The sequence below is a fragment of the Streptomyces sp. 840.1 genome (assembly GCF_003751445.1).
Taxonomy (GTDB): Bacteria; Actinomycetota; Actinomycetes; order Streptomycetales; family Streptomycetaceae; genus Streptomyces.
This window is the reverse complement of sequence record NZ_RJUU01000001.1, coordinates 3553019-3575323: the sequence shown is the minus strand read 5'-3', so window position 1 is coordinate 3575323 and position 22305 is coordinate 3553019. Positions and strand designations below refer to the sequence as shown.

Annotated in this window: 18 protein-coding genes, 1 tRNA gene and 1 pseudogene; 4 read left to right on the top strand and 16 right to left on the bottom strand. The window is 71.5% G+C overall.

Going from position 1 to position 22305, the window contains the following annotated elements; genetic code table 11:
• Positions 1-9: 9 nt before the first annotated feature.
• The 3 genes from EDD93_RS16335 to EDD93_RS16325 all read right to left on the bottom strand — a co-directional run bounded on the left by EDD93_RS16335 (position 10) and on the right by EDD93_RS16325 (position 3873).
• The gene (locus tag EDD93_RS16335; RefSeq protein ID WP_123525833.1) at positions 10-600 is read right to left on the bottom strand and encodes a lytic polysaccharide monooxygenase; all 591 of its coding nucleotides are present in this window, start codon (positions 598-600) and stop codon (positions 10-12) included.
• Between the two features lie 158 nt (positions 601-758).
• The gene (locus EDD93_RS16330; protein WP_123525832.1) at positions 759-2447 is read right to left on the bottom strand and encodes an SPFH domain-containing protein; all 1689 of its coding nucleotides are present in this window, start codon (positions 2445-2447) and stop codon (positions 759-761) included.
• A 25-nt stretch (positions 2448-2472) separates the two neighbouring features.
• A complete protein-coding gene (locus EDD93_RS16325; RefSeq protein ID WP_123525831.1) occupies positions 2473-3873 on the bottom strand; it encodes a peptidoglycan-binding protein in 1401 nt (466 codons plus the stop codon).
• A 183-nt stretch (positions 3874-4056) separates the two neighbouring features.
• Between EDD93_RS16325 and EDD93_RS16320 the strand changes: the two genes are divergently transcribed.
• From EDD93_RS16320 to EDD93_RS16310, 3 genes are all read left to right on the top strand, one after another.
• Positions 4057-4130: transfer RNA gene (locus EDD93_RS16320), tRNA-Lys, on the top strand.
• Positions 4131-4700: 570 nt separating this feature from the next.
• Positions 4701-6626, top strand: coding sequence for a glycosyltransferase (locus EDD93_RS16315; RefSeq protein WP_123525830.1), 1926 nt, complete (start codon positions 4701-4703; stop codon positions 6624-6626).
• Positions 6623-8557 (top strand): kelch motif-containing protein, encoded by a 1935-nt coding sequence (locus EDD93_RS16310; RefSeq protein WP_123525829.1) that lies wholly within the window; start codon positions 6623-6625, stop codon positions 8555-8557. Before EDD93_RS16315 ends, EDD93_RS16310 begins: the two co-directional genes overlap by 4 nt.
• Before the next feature lie 36 nt (positions 8558-8593).
• On the opposite strand, the gene EDD93_RS16305 is transcribed toward EDD93_RS16310, so the two are convergent.
• From EDD93_RS16305 to EDD93_RS16255, 11 genes are all read right to left on the bottom strand, one after another.
• Entirely contained in the window at positions 8594-9631 is a 1038-nt protein-coding gene (locus EDD93_RS16305) for a glycoside hydrolase family 6 protein (RefSeq protein WP_123525828.1), read from the bottom strand.
• A 368-nt stretch (positions 9632-9999) separates the two neighbouring features.
• A complete protein-coding gene (locus EDD93_RS16300) occupies positions 10000-10713 on the bottom strand; it encodes a class F sortase (RefSeq protein WP_123525827.1) in 714 nt (237 codons plus the stop codon).
• Position 10714: 1 nt separating this feature from the next.
• Positions 10715-11278: a hypothetical protein gene (locus tag EDD93_RS16295; protein WP_123525826.1), complete on the bottom strand. Its 564-nt coding sequence runs from the start codon at positions 11276-11278 to the stop codon at positions 10715-10717.
• A 121-nt stretch (positions 11279-11399) separates the two neighbouring features.
• Positions 11400-12188, bottom strand: coding sequence for an HAD-IIA family hydrolase (locus EDD93_RS16290; RefSeq protein ID WP_123525825.1), 789 nt, complete (start codon positions 12186-12188; stop codon positions 11400-11402).
• Positions 12189-12305: 117 nt separating this feature from the next.
• Entirely contained in the window at positions 12306-13790 is a 1485-nt protein-coding gene (locus tag EDD93_RS16285) for an alkaline phosphatase family protein (protein WP_123525824.1), read from the bottom strand.
• Between the two features lie 163 nt (positions 13791-13953).
• On the bottom strand, positions 13954-14991 hold the full coding sequence (locus EDD93_RS16280; RefSeq protein ID WP_398905076.1) for a 2-aminoethylphosphonate ABC transporter substrate-binding protein: 1038 nt from the start codon (positions 14989-14991) through the stop codon (positions 13954-13956).
• A 65-nt stretch (positions 14992-15056) separates the two neighbouring features.
• Positions 15057-15854, bottom strand: coding sequence for an ABC transporter permease (locus EDD93_RS16275; protein ID WP_123525822.1), 798 nt, complete (start codon positions 15852-15854; stop codon positions 15057-15059).
• Complete coding sequence (locus EDD93_RS16270; RefSeq protein ID WP_123527809.1) at positions 15841-16725, bottom strand: 2-aminoethylphosphonate ABC transporter permease subunit; 885 nt, start codon at positions 16723-16725, stop codon at positions 15841-15843. Before EDD93_RS16270 ends, EDD93_RS16275 begins: the two co-directional genes overlap by 14 nt.
• Positions 16718-17833, bottom strand: coding sequence for an ABC transporter ATP-binding protein (locus tag EDD93_RS16265; protein WP_123525821.1), 1116 nt, complete (start codon positions 17831-17833; stop codon positions 16718-16720). The genes EDD93_RS16270 and EDD93_RS16265 overlap by 8 nt, the downstream gene beginning before the upstream one ends.
• Positions 17830-18537, bottom strand: coding sequence for a phosphonatase-like hydrolase (locus EDD93_RS16260; protein WP_123525820.1), 708 nt, complete (start codon positions 18535-18537; stop codon positions 17830-17832). The genes EDD93_RS16265 and EDD93_RS16260 overlap by 4 nt, the downstream gene beginning before the upstream one ends.
• Positions 18534-19658, bottom strand: a complete 1125-nt coding sequence (locus tag EDD93_RS16255; protein WP_123525819.1) for a TIGR03364 family FAD-dependent oxidoreductase — start codon at positions 19656-19658, stop codon at positions 18534-18536. Before EDD93_RS16255 ends, EDD93_RS16260 begins: the two co-directional genes overlap by 4 nt.
• Before the next feature lie 243 nt (positions 19659-19901).
• Between EDD93_RS16255 and EDD93_RS16245 the strand changes: the two are divergent.
• Positions 19902-20030 (top strand): annotated as a pseudogene (locus EDD93_RS16245) (TetR/AcrR family transcriptional regulator); the annotation flags it as partial.
• Between the two features lie 50 nt (positions 20031-20080).
• On the opposite strand, the gene EDD93_RS16240 reads toward EDD93_RS16245, so the two are convergent.
• Together EDD93_RS16240 and EDD93_RS16235 are read right to left on the bottom strand one after the other, a co-directional pair.
• Positions 20081-20845: a GntR family transcriptional regulator gene (locus EDD93_RS16240; RefSeq protein ID WP_123527808.1), complete on the bottom strand. Its 765-nt coding sequence runs from the start codon at positions 20843-20845 to the stop codon at positions 20081-20083.
• 159 nt (positions 20846-21004) lie between these two features.
• The gene (locus EDD93_RS16235; protein ID WP_260255753.1) at positions 21005-22186 is read right to left on the bottom strand and encodes a hypothetical protein; all 1182 of its coding nucleotides are present in this window, start codon (positions 22184-22186) and stop codon (positions 21005-21007) included.
• Positions 22187-22305 lie beyond the last annotated feature (119 nt).

The following is a 22305-nucleotide window of genomic DNA, read 5'->3' as shown; positions in this document are numbered from 1 at the left end:
GACTAAGCGTCAGAATTGAACATCGGAGCACGAGTAGAACGCGTTGGCCGTGTCCGCGATGTTCCAGACGCTCAGGATGATGTGCTTCCCGGTCTTCTGGGTGGGGATGGTGCCCTGCTGGGTCAGCGTGGCGGGCGGCTGCTGGTTGTTGTACGGCACCGTCATGAAGGGCTGCGACTCCAGGTCGGAGCGCTTGAGCGGCTTGGTGGGGTCCCAGCCGTTCTTGGTGATGTAGTAGCGGAAGTCCGTGGTGGCGTGGCGGGCGGTGAACTGCCAGCGGAAGCTGAAGCCCTGACCTGCGGTGACGTGGGTGGCGGGCCAGTTGCCGCCGCGCGGGTCGTCGAGCTGCGCGAACTCGCCGTGGCCACCGGAACAGATCGCACCGTCGGCGGGGCCGGCCGCCGGGAAGCCCTTGGGGCCCTCGACGCTCTGCGGCTCCCACTGGATGTTGCCGCAGCCGGTCACCGTGCCGTTGGCACAGAGCTTCTGACGGCTGATGGGGTTGTCGGTGTAGCCGTGGCTGCTGGCGCTGCTCGTCGCGAACATCGAGACGCCCGCCACCGCGAGGCTCACCAGGGCCACACCTGTCTTCTTACGCATTGCTGACGCTCCTCGGATACGTGGGGGAGGTTCCATGAGCACTGCTGCGCGCGTGTCGTGCGGTCTAGACCAAGGCCTAGATTATTGACGGATCATGAACATGTCCAGACCAATGGGAGTTGGATTCCGGTTCGCTCCGCACGGCGCTGCGGACCGCTTCAGGCGCTGTCCCCACCACCGCGTCCGGTGTAGAAGGCAACGGTCAAGTCCTTCACCAGTGACTTCCGTTCGTAGTCGTCGAGCTCCACAAGACCCCGGGCGGTCAGCCGGCTGACGGTGTCGTCCACCGCGTCCACCACCGAAGTCAGCACGCTGTCGCGGTGTTTGGCGTCGATGGCCGCGATCCGGCGCCGCTGCATGGCCGCGGCCACCTCCGGCGCGTACTCGATCCCGGTCGGCTGCGCCGAGTACACCTCGATGCCGACCGGCTCGCAGTCCGCCTTCAGCATCCTGGTCAGCGCGTCCCCGACGGCCTCGGCGTTGCGCAGGGTGTGGGCGTCCTCGTGGAAGGCGTCGGCGGGGAGCTGGGACAGCACCCGGGCCATCGCCGCCTCGACCTGCTCCCGCAGGTACTCCTCGTGGTCCGCGATGCCCAGGGTCGCCCGCACGGTGTCCTCGACCCGCCACACGACGAGGACGACGACCCGCAGGGCCGTGCCGTTCGCGTCCACCGCGGGCAGCGGTTCACTGCGCCAGTGCCGCAGCCGTACGTCGACCCGGCGGCGCAGCAGCAGCGGGCTGACCCACATCAGCCCGGTGCGCCGCACGCTGCCCCGGTACTGGCCGAAGAGGGTGAGCACCCAGGCGTACCCGACCCGGCCCCGGGTCAGCCCGCCGAGCGCGAAGAGCACCCCGGTGAGCAGCAGCGCGAGCGCCGCCCAGGCGTCGAGGCCGATGCCGTCGTAGGGGCGCGGGCCGAGCCCGAACCGGGACAGCACCCCGCCCGGCAGCGCGCCCGTCCACCACAGGACCCCGCCCGCCGCGGCGAGTCCGCCGAGAGCGGCGAGCAGCGCGGCCCAGCCCGGCAGCGCGGGGCCGGGCCGTTCGTTCAGCCTCGGGTCCGCGACCGGCGCGGGCCTGGTGGAGGGCCGCACCTGCGGGGACCTGGGCACCGGCGGCCGCCGGACACCGGCCGGCTGCTCGCTCCCGGCCGCCCTGCGCACGACGGCGGCGGGCAGTGCGGCGGCGTCCGAGGCGGCCTCGGGGTCGTCGCGGAAGAGCAGGTGCACGGGGATCGAGGCGGTGCGCTCGTTGGCGATGACCGAGTGCCGGCGCCCGGTGTCCACCCGCACCTCGGTGTGCAGCTCGCCCGTGTCGCCGTCGCCGAAGGACAGCGAGAGGGAGGGCCCGAGGTCCCGGCGGGCCGGGGCGAGCCCGGGGCCGGGAAGGAACGGGCTCACCGCGAGGGCCGGCTGCCCGGACTCCCCCTGATCGCGTACGTCCTCGCGCCGCTCCGGACCGGCGGCCGCCCCCGAAGGCGGCGCCGGGGCCGCGCCCGGGACCGACACCGATGCCGAGGTGGCGCCGAAGGCCGAGCCCCCGCGTTCGCCCGTGCCGGGCGTCAGGTCGAGTACCAGGTCGACCACGGAGTCCGGCCCGGACCGGGCGACAGGACCGGCCCGGCCGTCCGCCCCCGCCCCCTCGCCCTCTCTCGCTCGCGGAGCCGGTTCCGGCGCCGACCAGTCGTAGGGCCCGGCCTCGGCCGGCGCCCCGTCCGGCGCGGCCCACTCCCGCACCGGGAGCGCCCCGTACCTCTCCTCGCCGTACTCCGGACTGTCCGGGGCCCCGTTCTGTCCGCTCTGTCCGTGTCCCTGGTTCCCGGAGCTGTCCGGCACCGTGGATCGCATTCCCGCCTCCGTCATGTGCGTCGTGTCACGCGAAGAGTCGCCGCCAGGTCTCCGGACCCGGATAGCCGTCGGCCTGCGCACCCCGCCAGCCCTGGGCCTTCTGGAAGGCCTCGACATTGCGCCGGTCCGCCTCGGTCCACCGGGGTCCGGGGCCCGACAGGTAGTACTTGCCGTATCCCTTCTTCACCAACTGTTTCCCGAGCCTGTCGACATGGCTGTTGGACTGACCCGACCGGAAATAGCCCCGGCCGGGGAAGGCGGGCACCGCCTTCGAGCCGCCCCGGCCGCTTCCGCCGGCCGCCGGGATGTCATGGCCGGTGCCGCCGGTCAGCAGGCGCCAGGTGTCGGGTCCCGGGATGCCGTCGGCCTCCTTGCCCTTCCAGCCCTGGGCCTTCTGGAACGCCTCGGTCGCCTGCCGGTCGGCGCTGCCCCAGGCGGGCCCGGGGCCGACCTTGTAGAAGCGCTTGCCGCCCCGGGCGACGAGCAGTCTGCCGAGCTGGGTGACGTAGGCGTTGTCGGCACCCGGGCCGAACTTCCCGGCCCCCGGGAACGTCGTCGTCGAGCCGCTGCCGCCGGTCCCGGTGCTCAGCCCCTTGTACCGGTAGGCGACGTAGCTGCCCGAGTTGGACCAGTACGCCATGGGCGTCGTCTGCTTGCGGGTGTGCGGCGTGGTCTGCTCGTACGCCGTGTAATGGGTGTGGGTGTAGTCCGACCAGCCGCCGAAGATCGTGACGTGCGAGCCCTTCGAGGGGTCGGCCGGGTTGTGGAAGAGCAGGATGTCGCCGGGCTGGAGATCCTCCCGGGCGATCCGCGTCCCGTACGAGGCGAGGCTGCCGGTCCACTCGTTCCCCGGCAGGTTCCAGGCCATCGACACATAGCCGGAGCAGTCCTGCCGGTACCCGTCCGACCAGTACTTGCTCATGCTGTACGGGACCTGCGCGCCGATCCACTTCTTCGCGCGGTTGATGATGTCGGCCCGGCTGGTCTTGCGCAGCGCGGGCGTGCCCGTCTGGGAGGCGGGCGGGCCGGAGGCCCCCGCCCCCTGCAACGGGCCGGGCCCGCCCTGCGGACTCTCCGGTCCGGGGTCGGCCGGATCGGCCGCGTCCCCCGGCTCGGCCAGGGCCGCCTCCACCGGCACCGCCCCGGCGGCCGGAGCCGGACCGGCCCCCGGTTCCGGGTCGGCCGGCAGGGCCGGATCGGTCACCGGGGCGGGGTCGGCCGCCGCCGTCGCGGCTTCCGCCAGGCCGGCGCTCAGCACCACCCCGGCGGCGGTGACCAGCACCAGCGCGCGCCGCGCGCCGTGCGCGGCCGGATGTCCTCCCTGCCGCGTCGGCAGCGCCGAGGCCGCGGTTCGTCGTTGTACGGCGCACCCCGCACAGGTGCAGTCGATGGCGGGCACGTACTCCTCGAAGGCCGGCACAGTCATGCGATTCCCTCCGCAGTTGTCAAGATCTTTGGGAGCATCTGTACGGGCGTCAGTGTCTCAACTCTCCTGACATATCGCATTTTGACGGATAGAAGAGAAAAAACGACCATCCGACAGGCCGGGACGGGCCGGAAATGGTCGGGAGCACCACCCCGGATCGGGTAGAGTTCTCCAGGTCAGCAGGCGCCGCTAGCTCAGTTGGTTAGAGCAGCTGACTCTTAATCAGCGGGTCCGGGGTTCGAGTCCCTGGCGGCGCACGCAAAGTCAAGGCCCCCTCACCACGCGTGAGGGGGCCTTGACTGTTCCCGGCCCAACCCCCGGCCCGTTCTCCGGCATCTCGCACAGGTGCCGCACAGTGAATTCTTTGCTCACGCACAGTCTGCCCATGCCCGACGCACAGTAATCAGTTGGTCACCGGGAGGCGCGGGCCCCCTTTGCGGGCACCCCAATTACCCCCTGCTACGCCCCCGCATTCTCTCGCCGCAAGGGCCCCTCAAATCGTGCGTATGAGCGGTTAATAGTCTGTTTCACCCTTGCGGTCACGAGCCGTGTCGGCCAACCTGTCTGAGGGTCGTCGGTACCAACCACACCGACGAACCGGGCAGTTGGGGGCATTAGAGGGGGATGTTCCGGTTGTGTGCGGTGCGAGGTGGGGGCCTCGCACATGAGCAAACGCCGGGCAGGCATCATGCAACCGGAAGGGCGCCGTTCCGTGTCTCTGGAAGGGTGGCCCACCACTGAGCCGTCGGTCGCGTTCCAGGGGGGCACGCGGCAGGCGAAAGGACCGACCGACCGCGCAGCCCCGCCTGCGTGCAGGGGGATGACCCATGACGTCGACGCCGCCAGGCGCCCGGCCGAACAACGACGACCCTTCCCGGACCACGCAGCTTCGGATACCCCCGAAGCTCCGGACCGGGGGCTACAGCCGGCGTCCGAAGAAGGCGCTGCCACGCTACGACTACGAGCACTACAGCCGGCTCGCCGGGCCACTGACCCAGCCCGATCCGGCCAAGCCGTACACCGTCCGCTACCGCTCGCTCCTCTCCCAGGAGCCGCACCGGATACGCGCGGCGCTCCTGCTGGGCGCCGCACCGCTCGTCTCGCTCGGCCTGTTCGCCTGGCTGATGCAGCCGGAGCACTGGACGCAGCGCGACCCGAACCTCAGAAACGACACGCTGCTGATCCTCGACATCGTGATGCTGGTGTCGATCGGCCTGATCGAGCTGTTCCGCACCCTGAACGTGCTGTCCAACGCACACGCCACCCTGGTCGCGCGCGATCCGGTGCCGGTCGTGCCGGAGAACGGCACCAGGGTCGCCTTCCTCACCTCCTTCGTCCCGGGCAAGGAACCCCTGGAGATGGTGACGAAGACGCTGGAGGCCGCCGTCCGCATCCGCCACCGCGGCCTGATGCACGTCTGGCTGCTCGACGAGGGCGACGACCCGGCCGTCAAGGAGGTCTGCCGGCGCCTCGGGGTGCACCACTTCTCCCGCAAGGGCGTGGCGCACTGGAACCAGGCCAAGGGCCCGCACCGGGCGAAGACCAAGCACGGCAACTACAACGCCTGGCTCGACGCGCACGGTGACGGTTACGACTTCTTCGCATCGGTCGACACCGACCACGTACCCATGCCCAACTACCTGGAGCGGATGCTCGGCTACTTCCGCGACCCGGACGTCGGCTTCGTCATCGGCCCGCAGGTGTACGGCAACTACGACACCTTCGTCACCAAGGCCGCCGAGTCCCAGCAGTTCCTCTTCCACGCGCTGATCCAGCGCGCGGGCAACCGCTACGGCGCCCCGATGTTCGTCGGCACCAGCAACGCGGTGCGGATCTCGGCCCTCAAGCAGATCGGCGGCCTGTACGACTCGATCACCGAGGACATGGCGACCGGCTTCGAGATGCACCGCGCCCGCAACCCGCGCACCGGCCGCAAGTGGCGCTCGGTGTACACCCCGGACGTACTGGCCGTGGGCGAGGGCCCGACCGCGTGGACCGACTTCTTCACCCAGCAGCTGCGCTGGTCGCGCGGGACGTACGAGACGATCCTCAAGCAGTACTGGAAGGGCTTCTTCTCGCTGCCCGCGGGCAAGCTCTTCAACTACACCATGATGATCATCTTCTACCCGATGTCCGCCATGAACTGGATCCTGGCGGCCCTCAGTTGCGCCCTGTTCCTGGGCATGGGCGCCTCGGGCGTGCAGATCGACCCGGTCGTCTGGATGATGCTGTACGGCAACGCCTCCGCGCTCCAGATCGGGCTGTACATCTGGAACCGCCGGCACAACGTCTCGCCGCACGAGCCCGAGGGCTCCGGCGGGCTGGCAGGCATGATGATGTCGGCGCTCTCCGCGCCGATCTACGCCCGCTCGCTGATGGACGCCGTGCTGCGCCGCAAGAGCTCGTTCGTGGTCACGCCCAAGGGCGACTCCTCCAGCCCGGACACCCTCTTCGGGACCTTCCGCATCCACCTCTTCTTCATCCTGGTCTTCGCCGGTTCGATCGTGGCGTCCTTCGTCCTCGGCCACAGCCATCCCGCGATGCTCACCTGGGCGGCACTGGCGCTGCTGATCACCGCGGCGCCGGTCTTCGGCTGGCGGTACACCGTACGGGCGGAGAAGAAGAAGCGCCGTGCGGAGCCACCGCCGCCGAGCGGCCCGCCCGCCGGGCACCAGGACGCCCGCCAGGAGAACACCGGCTGGGCCGGGAACGAACAGACCATGCAGATCGCCCTTGGGGGACGTAAACCATGAAGTACCGTCCGAGCCGCCGTACCCGCCGCATGGCGATCAGTACGGCGGTCGTCCTCGCGCTCGCGGGAGCGAACGGGCCGTGGCTGTACCGCTTCAGCACCGACCGCTACCACGACTACAAGATCAACCAGGCCGGCTACAAGGCCACCAACGGCCACTGGGACTTCCTGGACATCCCCTCCGAGTACAAGATCAACACGATCCACGCGGCGCTGCTGCACACCGGCAAGGTGCTGCTGGTCGCGGGCTCGGGCAACAACCAGAAGAACTTCGACGCGAAGAGCTTCCGCTCGGTGCTGTGGGACCCCAAGACCAACGCGTTCAAGAACATACCGACGCCCAAGGACATGTTCTGCGCCGGTCACACCCAGCTCCCGGACGGCAAGCTGCTCATAGCCGGCGGCACGAAGCAGTACGAGAAGCTCAAGGGCGACGTCACCAAGGCCGGCGGCCTGATGATCGTCCACAACGAGGACCCGGACAAGCCGATCACGCTTCCGGCGGGCACCAGATTCACCGGCAAGACCAACGGGAAGACCTTCGTCACCAAGGACCCCGTGCTGGTGGAGAAGGCCAAGAAGGTCTTCGACAAGAACACCGGAGCCTTCCTGCGCAACGACCCCGGGCTCGGCCGGATCTACGTCGAGGCGCAGAAGTCCGGTACGAAGTACGAAACGGGCACCGAGGACAACTACCGGATAGCCGGCCTGTCCGGCTCGGACACCCGCAACGTGTACGGGATCGCCCAGAAGCTCGCCCTGGACAAGAAGGACTTCCAGGGCATCCGGGAGGCCTTCGAATTCGATCCGGTGGCGGAGAAGTACATCACCGTCGACCCGATGAACGAGGCCCGCTGGTACCCGACGCTGACCACGCTCAAGGACGGCAAGGTCCTCGCCATGTCCGGCCTGGACGAGATCGGCCAGATCGTGCCCGGCAAGGACGAGGTCTACGACCCGAAGACCAGGAAGTGGTCGTACACCGGCATCGTCCGGAAGTTCCCCACCTATCCGGCGGTCTTCCTCCTCAACGACGGCAAGCTCTTCTACTCCGGCTCGAACGCGGGCTACGGCCCCGCCACCGTCGGCCGCGCGCCCGGCGTCTGGGACCTGGCGACGAACAAGTTCACCAAGATCCCCGGCCTGAGCGACCCGGACCAGATGGAGACCTCGACGACCGTGCGGCTGCCCCCGGCCCAGGACGAGAAGTTCATGGTGATCGGCGGCGGCGGCGTCGGTGAGTCCGACAAGTCCAGCGAGAAGTCCCGGCTGGTCGACCTCCAGGACGCCGACCCGAAGTTCAAGGACGGCGCGTCCCTGGACGAAGGCACCCGCTACCCCAGCGCGTCCCTGCTCCCGGACGACTCGCTGCTGGTCACCGGCGGCTCCAACGACTACCGGGGCCGCGGCGGCTCCAACGTCCTGCAGGCGCGGCTCTACGACGCCAAGACGGACACGTACGAGCGGGTCGCGGACCCGGCGGTGGGCCGCAACTACCACTCCGGCTCGGTGCTCCTGCCCGACGGCCGGGTGATGATCTTCGGCTCGGACTCGCTCTACTCCGACAAGGCGAACACCCGGCCCGGCGTCTTCGAGCAGCGCATCGAGATCTACACCCCGCCCTACCTCTACCGCGACTCGCGTCCCGAACTGACCGCCGGGCCCAAGGAGATCAAGCGCGGCGGTACGGCGATGTTCACCACGAACCAGGCGGCGGACATCAAGTCCGCGAAGCTGATGCGGCCGAGCGCGGTCACCCACGTCACGGACACGGACCAGCGGTCGGTGGCCCTGGACCTGAAGAAGACGGACGGCGGGATCTCGGTGACGGTGCCGGAGAACCGGGCGCTGGTGCCGTCCGGCTGGTACATGCTCTTCGTCACCGACGGCAAGGGCACGCCGTCCGAGGGGACGTGGGTCGAGGTGCCGTAGGCGCCCGACGCGGCACCGGACGGGGGCGGTCCGCTCCTATCCGGTGCTGCGGGCCAGGCCCAGCGCGTACTCGGGCCACCAGTCGCCGGCCTTCGGGCCGCCCCGGCAGTCGCCGTCGGACTCCCCCGGGCGCTTGATCCAGAGGTAGGCGTCGACCAGTTCGTCGCCCGTGGACGTCGTCGGCGTCTCACCCAGGGCCCGTCCCGGCGGGTTGCACCAGCTCTTCGCGGGATCGCCGCCGGTGTACGGCCCGTTGCCGTTGCGGCTGGTGTCGATGACGAACGGCTTGCCGCCCACCTTCGCGGACAGCCGCTTGCCGAAGTCCTTGCTGACGTCGGTGGTCTGGAAGTTGGAGACGTTCACCGCGAAGCCGTCGGCCTTGTCGATGCCCGCCCGGCGCAGGGGCTGGAAGAGCGCGTCCGGCGTGTGCCAGCCCGCGTTGCCCGCGTCCAGGTAGACCTTGGTGCCGGCCAGCTTCTTCAGCCGCTCCACCGCGCCCTTGAGCAGGTCGTAGCGCTCCTCGTGGAACTCCTGCGGGGTGCACCCGTCGACCAGGTGCAGCACCGCGTCCGGCTCCAGGATCACCGTGGCGCCCCGGTCGCCGATGCCCTTGGCGACGCCCTCCAGCCAGGCCCGGTAGGCGTCGCCGTCGGCGGCGCCGCCCTTGGAGAACTGTCCGCAGTCGCGGTGCGGGATGTTGTAGAGGACCAGCAGCGCCTCGCGGTCGGCCTTCGCCGCGGCCTCCGTGAAACCCTTGGCCTCGGCCTCCGGGCTGTCCGGGCCGATCCACTCGCCGACCGGCTGCCCCGCGATCTTCCGGACCAGGCCGGCGTCCTTCGCGTTGCCGTCCCCGGTGTACCGGGCGACCTGCCGGGCGGCGTTCCCGTCGGGGTTGACCCAGTACGGGTCGGTGCCCTTGGGCTGCTGGCCGACGGCCGCCGGGTTCTTCCCGCCGGAACCCTGCTCGTCCCCGCCGTCACCGGAGGACGAACATCCGGCGAGCAGCAGCGCCGCGCCGAGCACGGCCGCACCCGCTCCCCGCATACCGAACCGGCCGTTGTGGCTGCCGTACATCCACTCCCCTTAGTTCCAGTCCGGCGTTCCCCGTCGCATCGCCGCCCATCCTGGCACAGCGCCCGGGAGCGGCCCGGCCCCGCACCACATCACCGACGAGCCGTTACGGCGGGTTCACCACGCTCTGCCCGACTTGGCCGGGCGCGGAGCGTGACTGGTTATCGACGTACCGTCAGAAAGCAGCTGGGCGAGTCGAGTTCGGCGTCCTACAGTGGACGTGCGGCGGACGTGGACGCCACCGACCTCCCGTGTCCGCGCCGGGCCACTCCCGCGGCCCGCGCCCCGCGGTCGAGGACCGGCCCGGCCGGCGCCCGGAACACCGGGCGGCCGGCCGGGCCGTGTACCCCCGGGACCACGGGCCCGCCCCGCTACGCCGGCTCCTTCGCGGCCTTCTCGGCTTTCTCCGCAGCCTTCTCCGCCGACTCCTCGCCGGTCAGATACGCCGAGACGACCACGTTCGCGGTGTACGAGTGCGAGGCGCGGTCGTAGGTGCCGCCGCAGGTGATCAGCCGGAGTTCGGCCCGGCCGTCCTTGCGGGGCCCGTAGGCCTTCTGGGCGTTGAAGCGGGCCCGGGTGAAGACCTGGACGTCGTCGATGGTGAACTCCGCGACGGTGCCGTCGGTCCGGGTCACCTCGACCTTGGCGCCGGGGCGGGCCGCGCTGAGCCCGTAGAAGACGGCCGGCTTGGTCTCGGTGTCGACGTGGCCGACGAACAGCGCCGGCCCCTTGGCGCCGGGCTCGGTGCCGCTGCCGTACCAGCCGACGGTCTGGGGCGTGTCGAACGACGGCGGTTCGATCGCGCCGTCCCCGTCCAGGCCCCGGGAGACAACGGGGGCCCGGATGCCGATCGACGGGATCTCCACGCTCCGCGGCGTCACGCCCTTGATCGGGTCGTGCGCGGGGGGCAGCGGCACGCCGAGCGGGCGTCCGACCGCGGCGACGTCCCCGGTGGTCGGGGCGGAGCCGATGCCGGAGCCGTCGGTGATGCCCCGGCCCCAGAGCCACAGGCCCAGCAGGAGCACGGCCCAGGCCACTCCGGTGAGCAGCCTGCCGTGCCCCGTCGAGCGGTCCGAGGACGACATGTCAGTCGACGGCCGGGCGGCGGCGGCGCGCGCTGCGGAAGGCGACCGCGACGGCGGCCACGGCGGCCAGGGCGAGGCCGACCAGCGCGTGGACGGTGCCGGGGCCCTCCTGCTGGGCAGCCTGGTCGGCGAGCACGGCGGTGCCGCCGCCGCCCGCGCGGACGGGGGCGACCGGCATGGGCCGGTTGCGGTGGACGACGGTGACGACGCCGGACACCTTGGTGTGCCGGTCGTCCTTGCACACCACCTGGATGTCGTACTCGCCGGGCTCGGCGTCGGAGCGGATCCGGGCCTCCGCGAAGAGCGTCCGGTCGTCACCGGGCGAGAAGCGCGCCTCGGAGACGAAGGCTTCGGAGTTCCCCTTGGCCTCCTTGCCCTTGCAGCCGCCGACCTCCAGGTCGACCTCGCCGCCCGGAGCGATGGAGGACGGGGAGACCGAGAGGGTGGCCCGGGACCGCGAGTCCTGGTCGTGGTCCGAACCGGAATTGGCCAGTGCGGCGGAAGCGGGCATCAGGGTCGCCGCAGCAGCTGCGGCGGCACAGAACGTGAGGGGTATTGAACGCATCGTGAACCTCCTTATGGAAGGTTCACGCGTGCGGCGCGTTTCCGCATCCGCAGGGGTCCCGGCACTGGGCCGGTCGGGTGTGCGGGGGGACGGGGCCGCAGCGCCGTCCCCCCGCCCGTGATCAGCCCAGGTCGACGAGGTTCACGAGGTCGGCGATGGAGTCGACGACGGTGGACGGCCGGAACGGATACCTGTCGATGTCCGCGACCGTGGTGAGCCCGGTGAGCACCAGGAACGTCTGCATGCCCGCCTCCAGACCGGCCAGCACGTCGGTGTCCATCCGGTCGCCGATCATGGCACTGGACTCGGAGTGGGCGCCGATCGCGTTGAGCCCGGTGCGCATCATCAGCGGGTTGGGCTTGCCCGCGAAGTACGGGGCCTTGCCGGTGGCCTTGGTGATGAGGGCGGCGACGGACCCGGTGGCGGGCAGCGGGCCCTCGGCGGACGGGCCCGTCTCGTCCGGGTTGGTGCAGATGAAGCGGGCGCCGCCGTTGATCAGCCGGATGGCCTTGGTGAGCGCCTCGAAGGAGTAGGTACGGGTCTCCCCGAGCACCACGTAGTCGGGCTCGTGGTCGGTGAGGACGTAGCCGATGTCGTGCAGTGCGGTGGTCAGCCCGGCCTCACCGATGACGTACGCCGTACCGCCGGGCCGCTGGTCGTCCAGGAACTGGGCGGTGGCGAGCGCGGAGGTCCAGATGTTCTCGACGGGCACGTCGAGGCCCATCCGGTTGAGCCGGGCGTGCAGGTCGCGCGCGGTGTAGATGGAGTTGTTGGTGAGGACCAGGAAGGGCAGCCCGGATTCGCGCAGCCGCTTGATGAAGGCGTCCGCGCCGGGGATCGGGGTCCCCTCGTGGATGAGGACTCCGTCCATGTCGGTGAGCCAGGACGAGATCGGCTTGCGCTCTGCCATGCGGGACTCCTGATGTGCCGTACGCCGGGTGCGGGGCGCCGGCGGCACCGCGTTGTGCAGCGCCGGCGTACCCGATTTTAGGGGGTCCTTCCTCAGAGGTCCGGCCGCGGCCGCGGATCAGCCGGACGTGATCCTCACACCGTCGACCGCCCAGAACCAGTTGTTTCCCCCTGTGTACCGGAATCGGACCTGCGCGGTGGAGGCTCCGGCCGGGACCTGGAGGGCGAGCGACTCGCTCCTGGAGACGGTGTCCGAGGTGTAGGTCTTCACGGCGACGGGTGCGGCGCCGTCGTAGGAGACGAGCACCTCGCCCTTCTGCGGGGCCTCCTGGCGGTAGTGGGTGGTGTAGGCGAGGGTGGCGGTGCGGCCGCCGGTGACCGGCCAGGCGGGGCTGATCAGGGTGGAGTCGAAGGTGCCGGTGTAGCTCTTGTCGACCCATTCGTCGCCGTCGGCGACCGCGAAGACGTTCCGGGCCCGGACGTTGTTCTCGCGCCACTGGCCGCGTTCGGCGGCGGTCCAGAACTCGTCGGTGGTGAAGGTCCAGCCGCGCCATTCGGTGACGCCGCCGGTGCCCATCGCGCTGTTGTCGACCGTCCACCCGGCGGGCGGGGTGTGGGTGAAGCCGAGGACGGAGGCTCCGATGCCCGTCTCGTCGGCCCGGGTCCGCAGCTGCGGGCGCAGCGCGTCGAAGGCGTCGGGGGACGGCTGCTGGAGCGGCCGCCCGTCGAGCCCCCAGGCCGGGTCGACGGCTATGCCGAGGTGGGCGAGGGCGGAGACCGCGACGTCGGGCATCTTGATGTCGTAGCGGGTCGAGCCTGCGGTGATGCCGCCGCCGGCCGCGATGAGGAAGGTCTGCCGCTCGGCCGCGCTGGCCCCGCCGTGGCCGCCGGCGTCGGTGTGGCCGTGGTCCGCGGTGATCATGATGAGCCAGTCCTCGGAGCCGTAGCCGGCCCGGCCCTTCACCGCCGCGACCAGTTGGCCGACCTGGGTGTCGACGCCGTGGATCGCGTCCAGGTACTGGGTGCTGGCGGCGCCGTAGCTGTGGCCGGCGTGGTCGACGTTGTCGAGGTGGACGAAGACCGCGTCCCGGTTGCCGCCGGAGAGCTCGGCGGCGGCCCGGCTGGTGGTGCCGGTGTCGTACTCGGCGTCCGGGGTGGAGACGCGGGTGTCGACCTTCGCGGAGAAGATCGTGTCGGTGACCGGGTTCCAGGAGGCCACGGCGTACGTGGAGAGCGCGGGCTTCGCCGTCTCGATCCGGGTGAGGAAGTCGGGGTAGCGCGCGAAGTCGTTGCCGGTGAAGGCGTTGTCCTTGACGCGGTGCTTGTCGGGCCAGACGCCCGTGATGACCGTGGACCAGCCGGGGCCGGACAGGGTGGGTGCCATCGGGTCGGCGTAGAGCGGGCTGACGGAGGTGAGTCCGGCCGCCATCAGTGCGTCGAGGTGGGGTGCGTCAGCGTCCTTGATCCTGTTCAGCAGGGCGCCGTCCAGGCCGATGACCAGGACCTTGGGGGTGCGGGCCGCCGCGCGGGCGGTCGCCGCGGTGGCGAGCGGCGCTGCGGCGGCGATGGCGGCCGCGCTCATGAGGAGCGTGCGGCGGGACATGGCTGAGCTCACGGGAATCCTCCGTCGAAGTGGTGGGGGCACACGGGGAAGGCGTTCGACTCCCCGCCGGATTGCGCGGAGTCGAACGTGGGTCCAGACCCGTTATCTTTTCGCGATAATCCATCGGAGGTCCAGACCCCGGGGGTGAACCGTCCCGGAACGGTCAGCTGCCGGTGGCCGACTTCCACGCGTCCACGTACGAGTCGAGGTCGGCCGCGATGTCCGACCAGTCCGGCTCGAAGACCTCGACCCCCTCCATCAGCTTCGCCAGCGCGACCGCGTTGGCGTCGGTCGCCTCGATGTCCTTGCGGGCGGAGAAGCCGCCGCCGACCGCGCTGACGTCCTTCTGGGCCTGCTCGGCGAGCATGAAGTCGAGCAGCTTCTTGCCGTTGGCGCTGTGCGGGGCCTTGCTGACCAGGCCGGCGGCGTAGGGAAGGGCGAAGGTGGTGGGCTTCGAACCGGCCTTCGCGGGGAACCAGATGCCGAGGTTGGGCATGTCCTTGGACTGGGCGTAGTTCATCTGGACGTCGCCGTTGGCGGCCAGCAGTTCGCCCTTGTCGACCTTGGGCGCGAGCTTGCCGGTGGAGGCGGACGGGCCGACGTTGTTGGCCTGGAGCTTCTTCAGGTAGGCCATCGCCGGCTCCTTGCCGCCGAAGTCGTGCATGGCCTTGATGAGTACGGCGGTGCCGTCACCGGCGACGCCGGGGGTGGAGTACTGGACCTTCTCCTTGTACTTCCCGTCGAGCAGTTCCTCCCAGGTGGCGGGCGGGGTCTTCAGCTCCTTGGTGTTGTGGATGAAGCCGAAGTAGTTGTTGACGACGGAGGTCCACTTGGCGTCGGCCGCCTTGTCGGCGCTCGCCACCTGGTCGGAACCGGCCGGCTCGTACGCCTGGAGGAGGCCCTTGGAGTCGGCCTGCTGGATGAACGGCGGGAGGGTGACCAGTACGTCGGCCTGGGTGTTGGTCTTCTCGCGGACGGCGCGCTGCACCATCTCGCCGGAGCCGCCCTCCACGTACTCGACCTTGATGCCGGTCTTCTTCTCGAAGTCCTTGAAGACCTTGTCGTACCAGCCGTCGCCGTTCTCGCCCTTGAGCCCGTCGGCGCTGTAGACGGTGACGGTCTTCTCGTCGGAGGCGGCCGACGAGCCGCCGCAGGCGGACAGCGAGGCGGTGAGGGCGAGCGCGCCCGTGACGGCGGCCATCGGCGTGAGGTGCTTCTTGCGCATGGGAGTCGTATCTCCTGGAAGACGTGTCGGAGCGGGGGAGGTCAGCGGTAGGAGGCCCTGGTGCGGATGCGGGAGACCGCGAACAGCACGAGCAGGGTCGTCGCCATCAGGACCACGGCGACGGCGGCCCCGGTGAAGAGCGAGCCGCGGTCGGTGGCCGCGAAGATCTGCACCGGAAGGGGCGTCCAGTCCGGCGGGTAGAGCATCATCGTGGCGCTCAGCTCGCCCATGGACAGGGCGAAGCAGAGCCCGGCGGCCGCCGTGAGGGACGGCAGCAGGAGCGGCAGCCTGATGCGCCACAGGACGTATCCGGGGCGGGCACCGAGACTGGCGGCCGCCTGTTCGTACATCGGGTCGAGACGTACTGTCGCGGCCGAAACCGACGAATAGGCGAACGCCGTGACAAGAACGGTGTGCGCGAGGATCACGATCCAGCGCGTTCCGTTGAGCAGCATCGGCGGCTTGCTGAAGGCGACGAGCACGGCGAGCCCGACGACGACGGACGGCACGGCGACCGGCAGCATGAACAACGCGTCCAGGAACCGCTTCCCGCGCCGCCCGAGCGAGGCCGCGGCGAGCGCCGCCCAGGAGCCGACGATCAGCGCGAGGAGGCTCGCGGTGACGGCGGTGACCAGGCTGGTGGTGAGGGCCTGGAGGGAGTCGCCCGCGGTGGCCGCGCCGTAGTGCTCCAGGGTCGGCCCGGAGGGGAGGGCGCCGGACCAGTTCGTGGCGAACGAGGCGGCGAGCACGACCAGCAGCGGCACCGCGAACAGCGGGACGAACAGCAGCAGGAAGACGGCCCAGGCGGCCCACTTCCCGGTACGGCTATGCACCAGCACGGCGGCTCACCACCCGGTACAGGCTGTAGAGGCCGACGGAGATCGCGATGTTGACGACGGCCACGACGCAGGCGGCCGGGTAGTCGGACTCCAGGATCGCCTTGCTGTAGACGAGCATCGGCAGGGTGGTGACGCCCTTCGCGCCGGTGAACAGCACGATGCCGAACTCGTTGAGGCACATGACCAGGACGAGGCTGCCGCCCGCCGCGAGCGCCGGGAGCGCCTCGGGGAGGATCACCTGCCGCACGATGCGGGCCGGTCCGGCGCCGAGCGAGGACGCCACCTCCAGTTGCGCGGTGTCCAGCTGGGAGAAGGCGGCGAGCAGCGGGCGCATCACGAACGGGGTGAAGTAGGTGATCTCGGCGAGCAGGACGCCCCAGGGGGTGGTGAGGAAGTGGAAGGGCCCGTCGGCCGCCCCGGTGGCCCCCGTCCACAGGCCGTTGGCCATCCCGGCGTTGCCGTAGATGAACAGCAGGGCCAGCGTGATCAGGAAGGACGGGAAGGAGAGGAAGACGTCGACGAACCGGGCGACGGCCCTGCCGCCGGGGAACGGTACGAAGGCGATGACCATCGCGAGGACGAAGCCGAGGAGCAGGCACCCGGCCGTCGCGCCGACCGCGAGCCAGACGGTGGTGGTGAGCGCCGAGCGGAAGGACGCGGAGGCGAAGACCTCGGTGTACGGGGCGGTGGAGGTACCGCCCTCGTCGGGGCTGAAGGACTGCTGGACGACGAGGAGCAGCGGGTAGAGGAAGACGACGGCAAGCACGGCGACGGGGGGCAGGGCCCAGAGGTTCCGGCCCCTGCGGCGCCCGGAGGCGGCGTCCCCGGCGGCGGCGGCCGGCCTGATGTCACCGGTGACGGCGCTAGCCATGGGAGGCCCCAGCCCCGGCGGGCAGGCCATGGGAGGCCCCCGCCCCGGCAGGCAGCAGCACCGCGTCGGCGGCGGCGAAGTGCAGCGTCGCCGGGTCCCCCAGTACGGGCGTCTCCCGCAGCTCCCGGACGTCCGCCTTGATGCGGTGCCCGTCGACGTCGACGTACAGCCGGTGGGTGGAGCCGCGCCACTGGACCTCGGAGATCGTGCCGGTCAGCGCGTTGGGCCCGGCCCCGAGCCCGACCAGGTGCGGCCGGACGCAGAGCGTGGCGGTGACGCCCCCGGCCACCTGGCCGGTCGGTACGGCGAGTGTGTGCCCGGCGAAGTCCACCGTGTCGGCGGGCCCGGCGACGGTGACCGGCAGCAGGTTGGCATTGCCGACGAACGAGGCGGTGAACTCGGTGCGCGGGCGCCGGTAGAGCTCCTGCGGGGTGTCGCAGTCCCGCAGCCGGGCCCGGTCCATGACGGCGATCCGGTCCGCGAGGGTGAGCGCCTCGACCTGGTCGTGGGTGACGTACAGGATGGAGACGTCGGGCAGTTCCCGGTGCAGCCTGGCCAGTTCGGTGAGCATCCCGGAGCGCAGCTGGGCGTCGAGCGCGGAGAGCGGTTCGTCGAGCAGCAGGACGCCGGGGCGGATGGCAAGCGCGCGGGCGATGGCGACGCGCTGCTGCTGTCCGCCGGAGAGCTCGCGCGGGTAGCGGCGGGCGAAGGCGGCCATGCCGACGAGTTCGAGCGCCTCGGCGACCCGGCCCGGGATCTCGGCCCTGTCCGTCTTCTGCGCCTTCAGGCCGAAGGCCACGTTGTCCTGGACCCGCAGGTGCGGGAAGAGGGCGTAGCTCTGGACGACCATGCCGATGCCCCGCTTGTGCGGCGGCAGGGCGGTGACGTCGCGGTCGCCGATGAAGACCCGTCCGGAGGCGGGCCGGACGAATCCGGCGACGGCGCGCAGGGCGGTCGTCTTGCCGGATCCGGAAGGCCCGAGCAGGGCCATGACCTCGCCGGGTTCCACGGTGAGATCGAGCCCGTCCAGGACCACGTTCCCGCCGTACGCGACGCTGACCCGGTCGAACCTGATGCCGCTGCGGACGGCCGGGGCCCCGCCCGTCATGCCTCGGCCCGCGCGATCAGGGCGGGCAGTTCGGCGACGGAGCCCAGCACGTGGGTGGCGCCGCTGCGGGTGAGCCGGTCCTTGTCGTGGGCGCCGGTGAGGACGCCCGCGACGATCCCGGCCCCGGAGCGCACCCCGCTGAGCATGTCGTACGAGGTGTCCCCCGCGACGACGGTCCGGCGGACGTCGTCCACCGCGCCGGTGCGCAGGAGTGCGGCCAGGACCATGTCCGGGTAGGGGCGGCCCCGGCCGCCCGCGTCGGCGGGGCAGAGGGTCAGCTCGACGAGGTCCTGCCAGCCGAGTGCGGTGAGGATCGCGTCCTGGGTGGTGCGGGCGAACCCGGTGGACAGGACGACGGTGCGGCCCTCGGCCCGGAGCCGCTCGATGGCCTCGCGGGCGCCGGGGACGGGGGTGATGAGGCCGCCGTCGACCAGTTGTCCGTACGCCTCCTCGAAGGCGGTGTTGGCACGCTGGGCCAGGGTCTCCTCGCCGAACAGGTGGCGGAAGACGGTGATCTTGGATTCGCCCATGGTGGCGCGGACGTAGTCGAGCTTCTCGGTGTGGTCGGCGGAGCCGGGCTCCACGCCGAGGTGTCCGGCGGCGGCGGAGAAGGCCCGCTCGACGAGGCCGCCGTCGGCGACGGTGGTGCCGGCCATGTCGAGGACGATCAGGTTGTGGGTGTTGTCCGTGGTCAACTTCTTCACCAGCCCAGTTCGTTGGCGGTCGTCTCGGCGATGGCGGGCGAGCAGGTCATGCCCCGGCCGCCCGGTCCGGTGACCAGCCAGACGCCGTCGCGCACCTGCTGGCGGTGGACGACGCGGCCGGTGTCGGTGCACTGGGCGTAGACCCCGGCCCAGCGGTGGCGGATCCGCGGCAGCGGACGGCCGAGGAAGGCCTCGACGACGCCGGCGAGGTGCTCGTACGGCTCCTCGACGGTGTCGAAGGAGAAGGGGTGCTCGTACTCGTGGGTGTCGCCGATGGTCAGTCCGCCGTCGCGGCGCTGCACCATCAGGAGCTGCATCCGGTGTTCCGAGGCGGTGGCGGCCTGCGGCTGTCCGGCGTTGAGGGCGTCGAGCGCCTCACCCCGGTAGGCGGGGTAGTAGCGGAAGCTGTCGGCGTCCGCTACGGAGGTGGTGAGCCTCTCCCCGAGCGCGTCGGTCTGCATCATCTGGAGGCGGACCCGGCGCACCGGCAGGTCGGGCCCGGCCAGTTCGCGGACGAGCCCGCCGAGCCAGGCGCCGGTGGCCAGGACGACGGCGTCGCCCGTGTGCACGTCGCCGTGGTCGTCGCGGACGGACGCGGCGCCGACGACCTCGCGCACCTCGCGGCCGCCGAGGTAGGTGTACCGGCCGGAGGCCAGCAGTTCCCGCTTCAGGGCGAGCTGGGCGATGCGGGGCTCCACGGCCGCGTCCCGCTCGCACCACAGCGCCGCGTGGAAGTCGCCGCGCAGGGCCGGGTTGACCGCGCGGGCCTCGGCGGCGGTGAGCAGCTTGTAGCCGCGGGCCGCCGCGTCGGGGCGGGCGACGGCCGCCTCGGCGACCGCGGTCTCCCGTTCGGTCCGCAGCGGCGTGAGCGAACCGCAGGCACGGAAGCCCAGGTCCGGCACCCGCTCGCCGATGGACTCCCACAGCTCACGGGCGCGGAGCGCGGTCTCCAGCTCCTCGCCGCCGGCCCGGCCGCTGACCCATATCTGTCCGAAATTACGGAGTGACGCCCCGCGTGCCTCGCTCTCGCGCTCGATCTGTACGACCTCGTGGCCGCGGTTCACTGCGTGCCAGGCGTGCATGGTTCCCACCACGCCGGCTCCTACGACGATGACTCTCACGAGGGCAACGCTCCTCGGGACGGGTGACCCGCACGGATCGGTACGGCAACGGGAGGGTGAACTGGACCCCAAACCTGGACTAGACCCGTTACTCTTCCGTTACCGGACTCGCCCGCGCGAGTCCGGTAACGGGCCGCCCGGACCGAGGGGGTCAGGCGGGCTGCGGGGTCCGTGGGGCCGCCTGCGCGACGGCGGCCCCACGGGTCTCACGCAACATCAGCGGGCCGTTGACCACCATCAGCGTCGCGGACGGCACTGTGCGCCTCGACCATGCTGGGGCTCGCGCTGACGCGCTACGTGCTGCGGTTCCCGGCGAGCATGGCGCTCGGCCGCGAGGAGATCGTGGACTGGCCCGGACCCACGATCCAGCGGCCCCGCCGGCCCCGGACGGCGCGTCCTTCAGGAAGTGGGCGCGGACGGCCTCAGCCGCGGCCGTTCAGGTGGGCGGTGAACGAGAACCGGTCACCCCGGAACAGGGTCCGCACCCGCTCCAGCGGCCGGCCGCCCGCGTCCCGCGAAACCCGGTGGATCAGCAGCATGGGCAGCGCGGGCGGCGTACCGATGAGCAGCGCCTCGCGCGGGGTGGCCAGCACGGTCTCGATCCGCTCGTCCGCGTCACCGAAGGAGATCCCGAGCCGGTCGCGCAGGTAGGCGTAGAACGAGGAGTCGGGGTCGAACTCCCCCGCCAGGTCCGGCACCCGGGCCACGCTGACGTAGGTGCTCTCCAGGCCGACCCGGTCGTCGTCGGCGAGCAGCACCCGCTCCAGGTGCCAGACCGGCTCCCCGCGCTCGGCCCCGATCTCGGCGGCGAGCGCCTCGGGGCACGGGAAGCGTTCCAGCCCGATGAGATGGCGCCCCGGAGTGCGCCCCTGCCGGCGTACGCCCTCCGTGTAGCTGGCGAGGGAGAGCGGCTGCTCCAGCTTGGGGCCCGCGACCACCGTGCCCCGGCCCTGCCGGGCGAGGCGCCCCTCCAGGAGCAGTTCGCGCAGCGCCTGGCGCACGGTCTCGCGCGACACCTCGTAGCGCAGGGCGAGGTCCCGTTCCGGCGGGAGCATGCCGCCCTCACCCAACTCCTCGATGAGGACGGAGACATGGGCCTTCACGGCGTAGTACTTGGGAATACGGCCGTGCTCCGGGATGCCGGAGCGGATCGGTGCGCCAGGTGCCTGGTCGTGCGGGTAGTCCACGGCCCGATGGTTGCAGACGGACATGAACACGGGTGGGCGCCCCGGTGCGCGGTCGGCCGGAAGTCAGCGACGCGCGTGGCGGGTCGGGCGGGACGTCACCGGCTTGCCCGGCGGCTCCGGCAGGACGTCACCGACGCGCTCGGCGGCTCCGGCAGGACGTCACCGACGCGCTCGGCGGCTCCGGCGGGACCAGACCACCACGGCTCCGCCGCCGATCAGGAAGCCCGAGACGGTCAGGACCGGCCGGGGCAGCGGCACGGTGATGCCGGTCCTGGCCAGCTCCGGGACCCCGGCCGGGTCCCGGCCCGGTGCGACGGGGCGCGGGGTGCCGGTTGCCCTGCCGCTGGGCCGGGTGCCGTCGGGGAGGCGGCCGGGCCGCTCGGCCGTGCCGTCGGGGAGGCGGCCGGTGCCTTCGCTCTCGTGGCCCTTGCCGACCTCGCCGGTGCCCATCTCGTTCTCCTTGCCGGTACCTGTGCCGGTGCCGGTGTCGGTGTCGTCGCCGTCCGGGCCCGTCCCGGCCTCGTCCTCGATCACGGTGAACAGATAGTCATCGGACTCGCCGACCCACTCCCCGTCGCTGCCCTTCGGTGCCGTACCGCTGTCGCTCCTGCCGTTCGCCGGGTGCTTGCGCTGGACGATCGCGGCGTTGGCGGTGATCCGGCCGGGGCTGGTGTCGGAGGTGAACGCGAGCCGGACCTGGACGGTGACGGTGCGCCCCGCAGGCACGGTGAATCCCGCGAAGGCGTCGTCGCCGGCGCCGCCGAAGACGCCGATGTGCTCGTCCCGGTCGGTCGTCTCCCAGGTGACGCGGTGCTCCACGTCCGGATGGGCGCGCTCGGAGAACTTCAGCTGGATCTGGTCCGAGGTCAGCCTGCGGTCCTCGTCGGTGAGGACCAGGACCGGGTGGATGGACCGGCAGGCATGTGCGGTGGTGTTGGTCAGGTCCAGGAACCAGGTGCCGTAACCGCCGCCGGACGCGTAGGTGTCGGGGCCGCCGTGGATCCGGGTGTCGATCGGGAACTCGGCCGCCTCCGGGTCACCGCAGGCGGGCTGCTGCTCGGCGCCGACGGCGAGCGGTGCGGATACCGCCACCGGCACCGCCGACACCGCCGGAGCGGAAGCCGCCAGGGCCGAGGTCGTCGGGGCGGCCGGGGTGGCGGCCGGATTGCGCTGCGGCGCCGCCGACGCGTTCGCCGCTCCGCCGAGCACGACGGCGGGGACGACACTGGCGGCGGCCAGCCCGAGCGCGAGCCCGTGCCGGGGCCGCCCGGTGAGTGCGGGCGGGGGCGGCGGCACGGGGTGCTCCGGGGGCGTGGCGGGCGGGGGCGGTGTGGGGGGCATGAGGGCGGCCTTCGCTGCTCGCGGAAACAGTCGGCTCGCCCCGGACCCGGAGTTCACCGGTATGGACCCGCGACGCTGCCACGCGCCCCGGGGCACCCGCGCGCAGACATGCCGCGAGG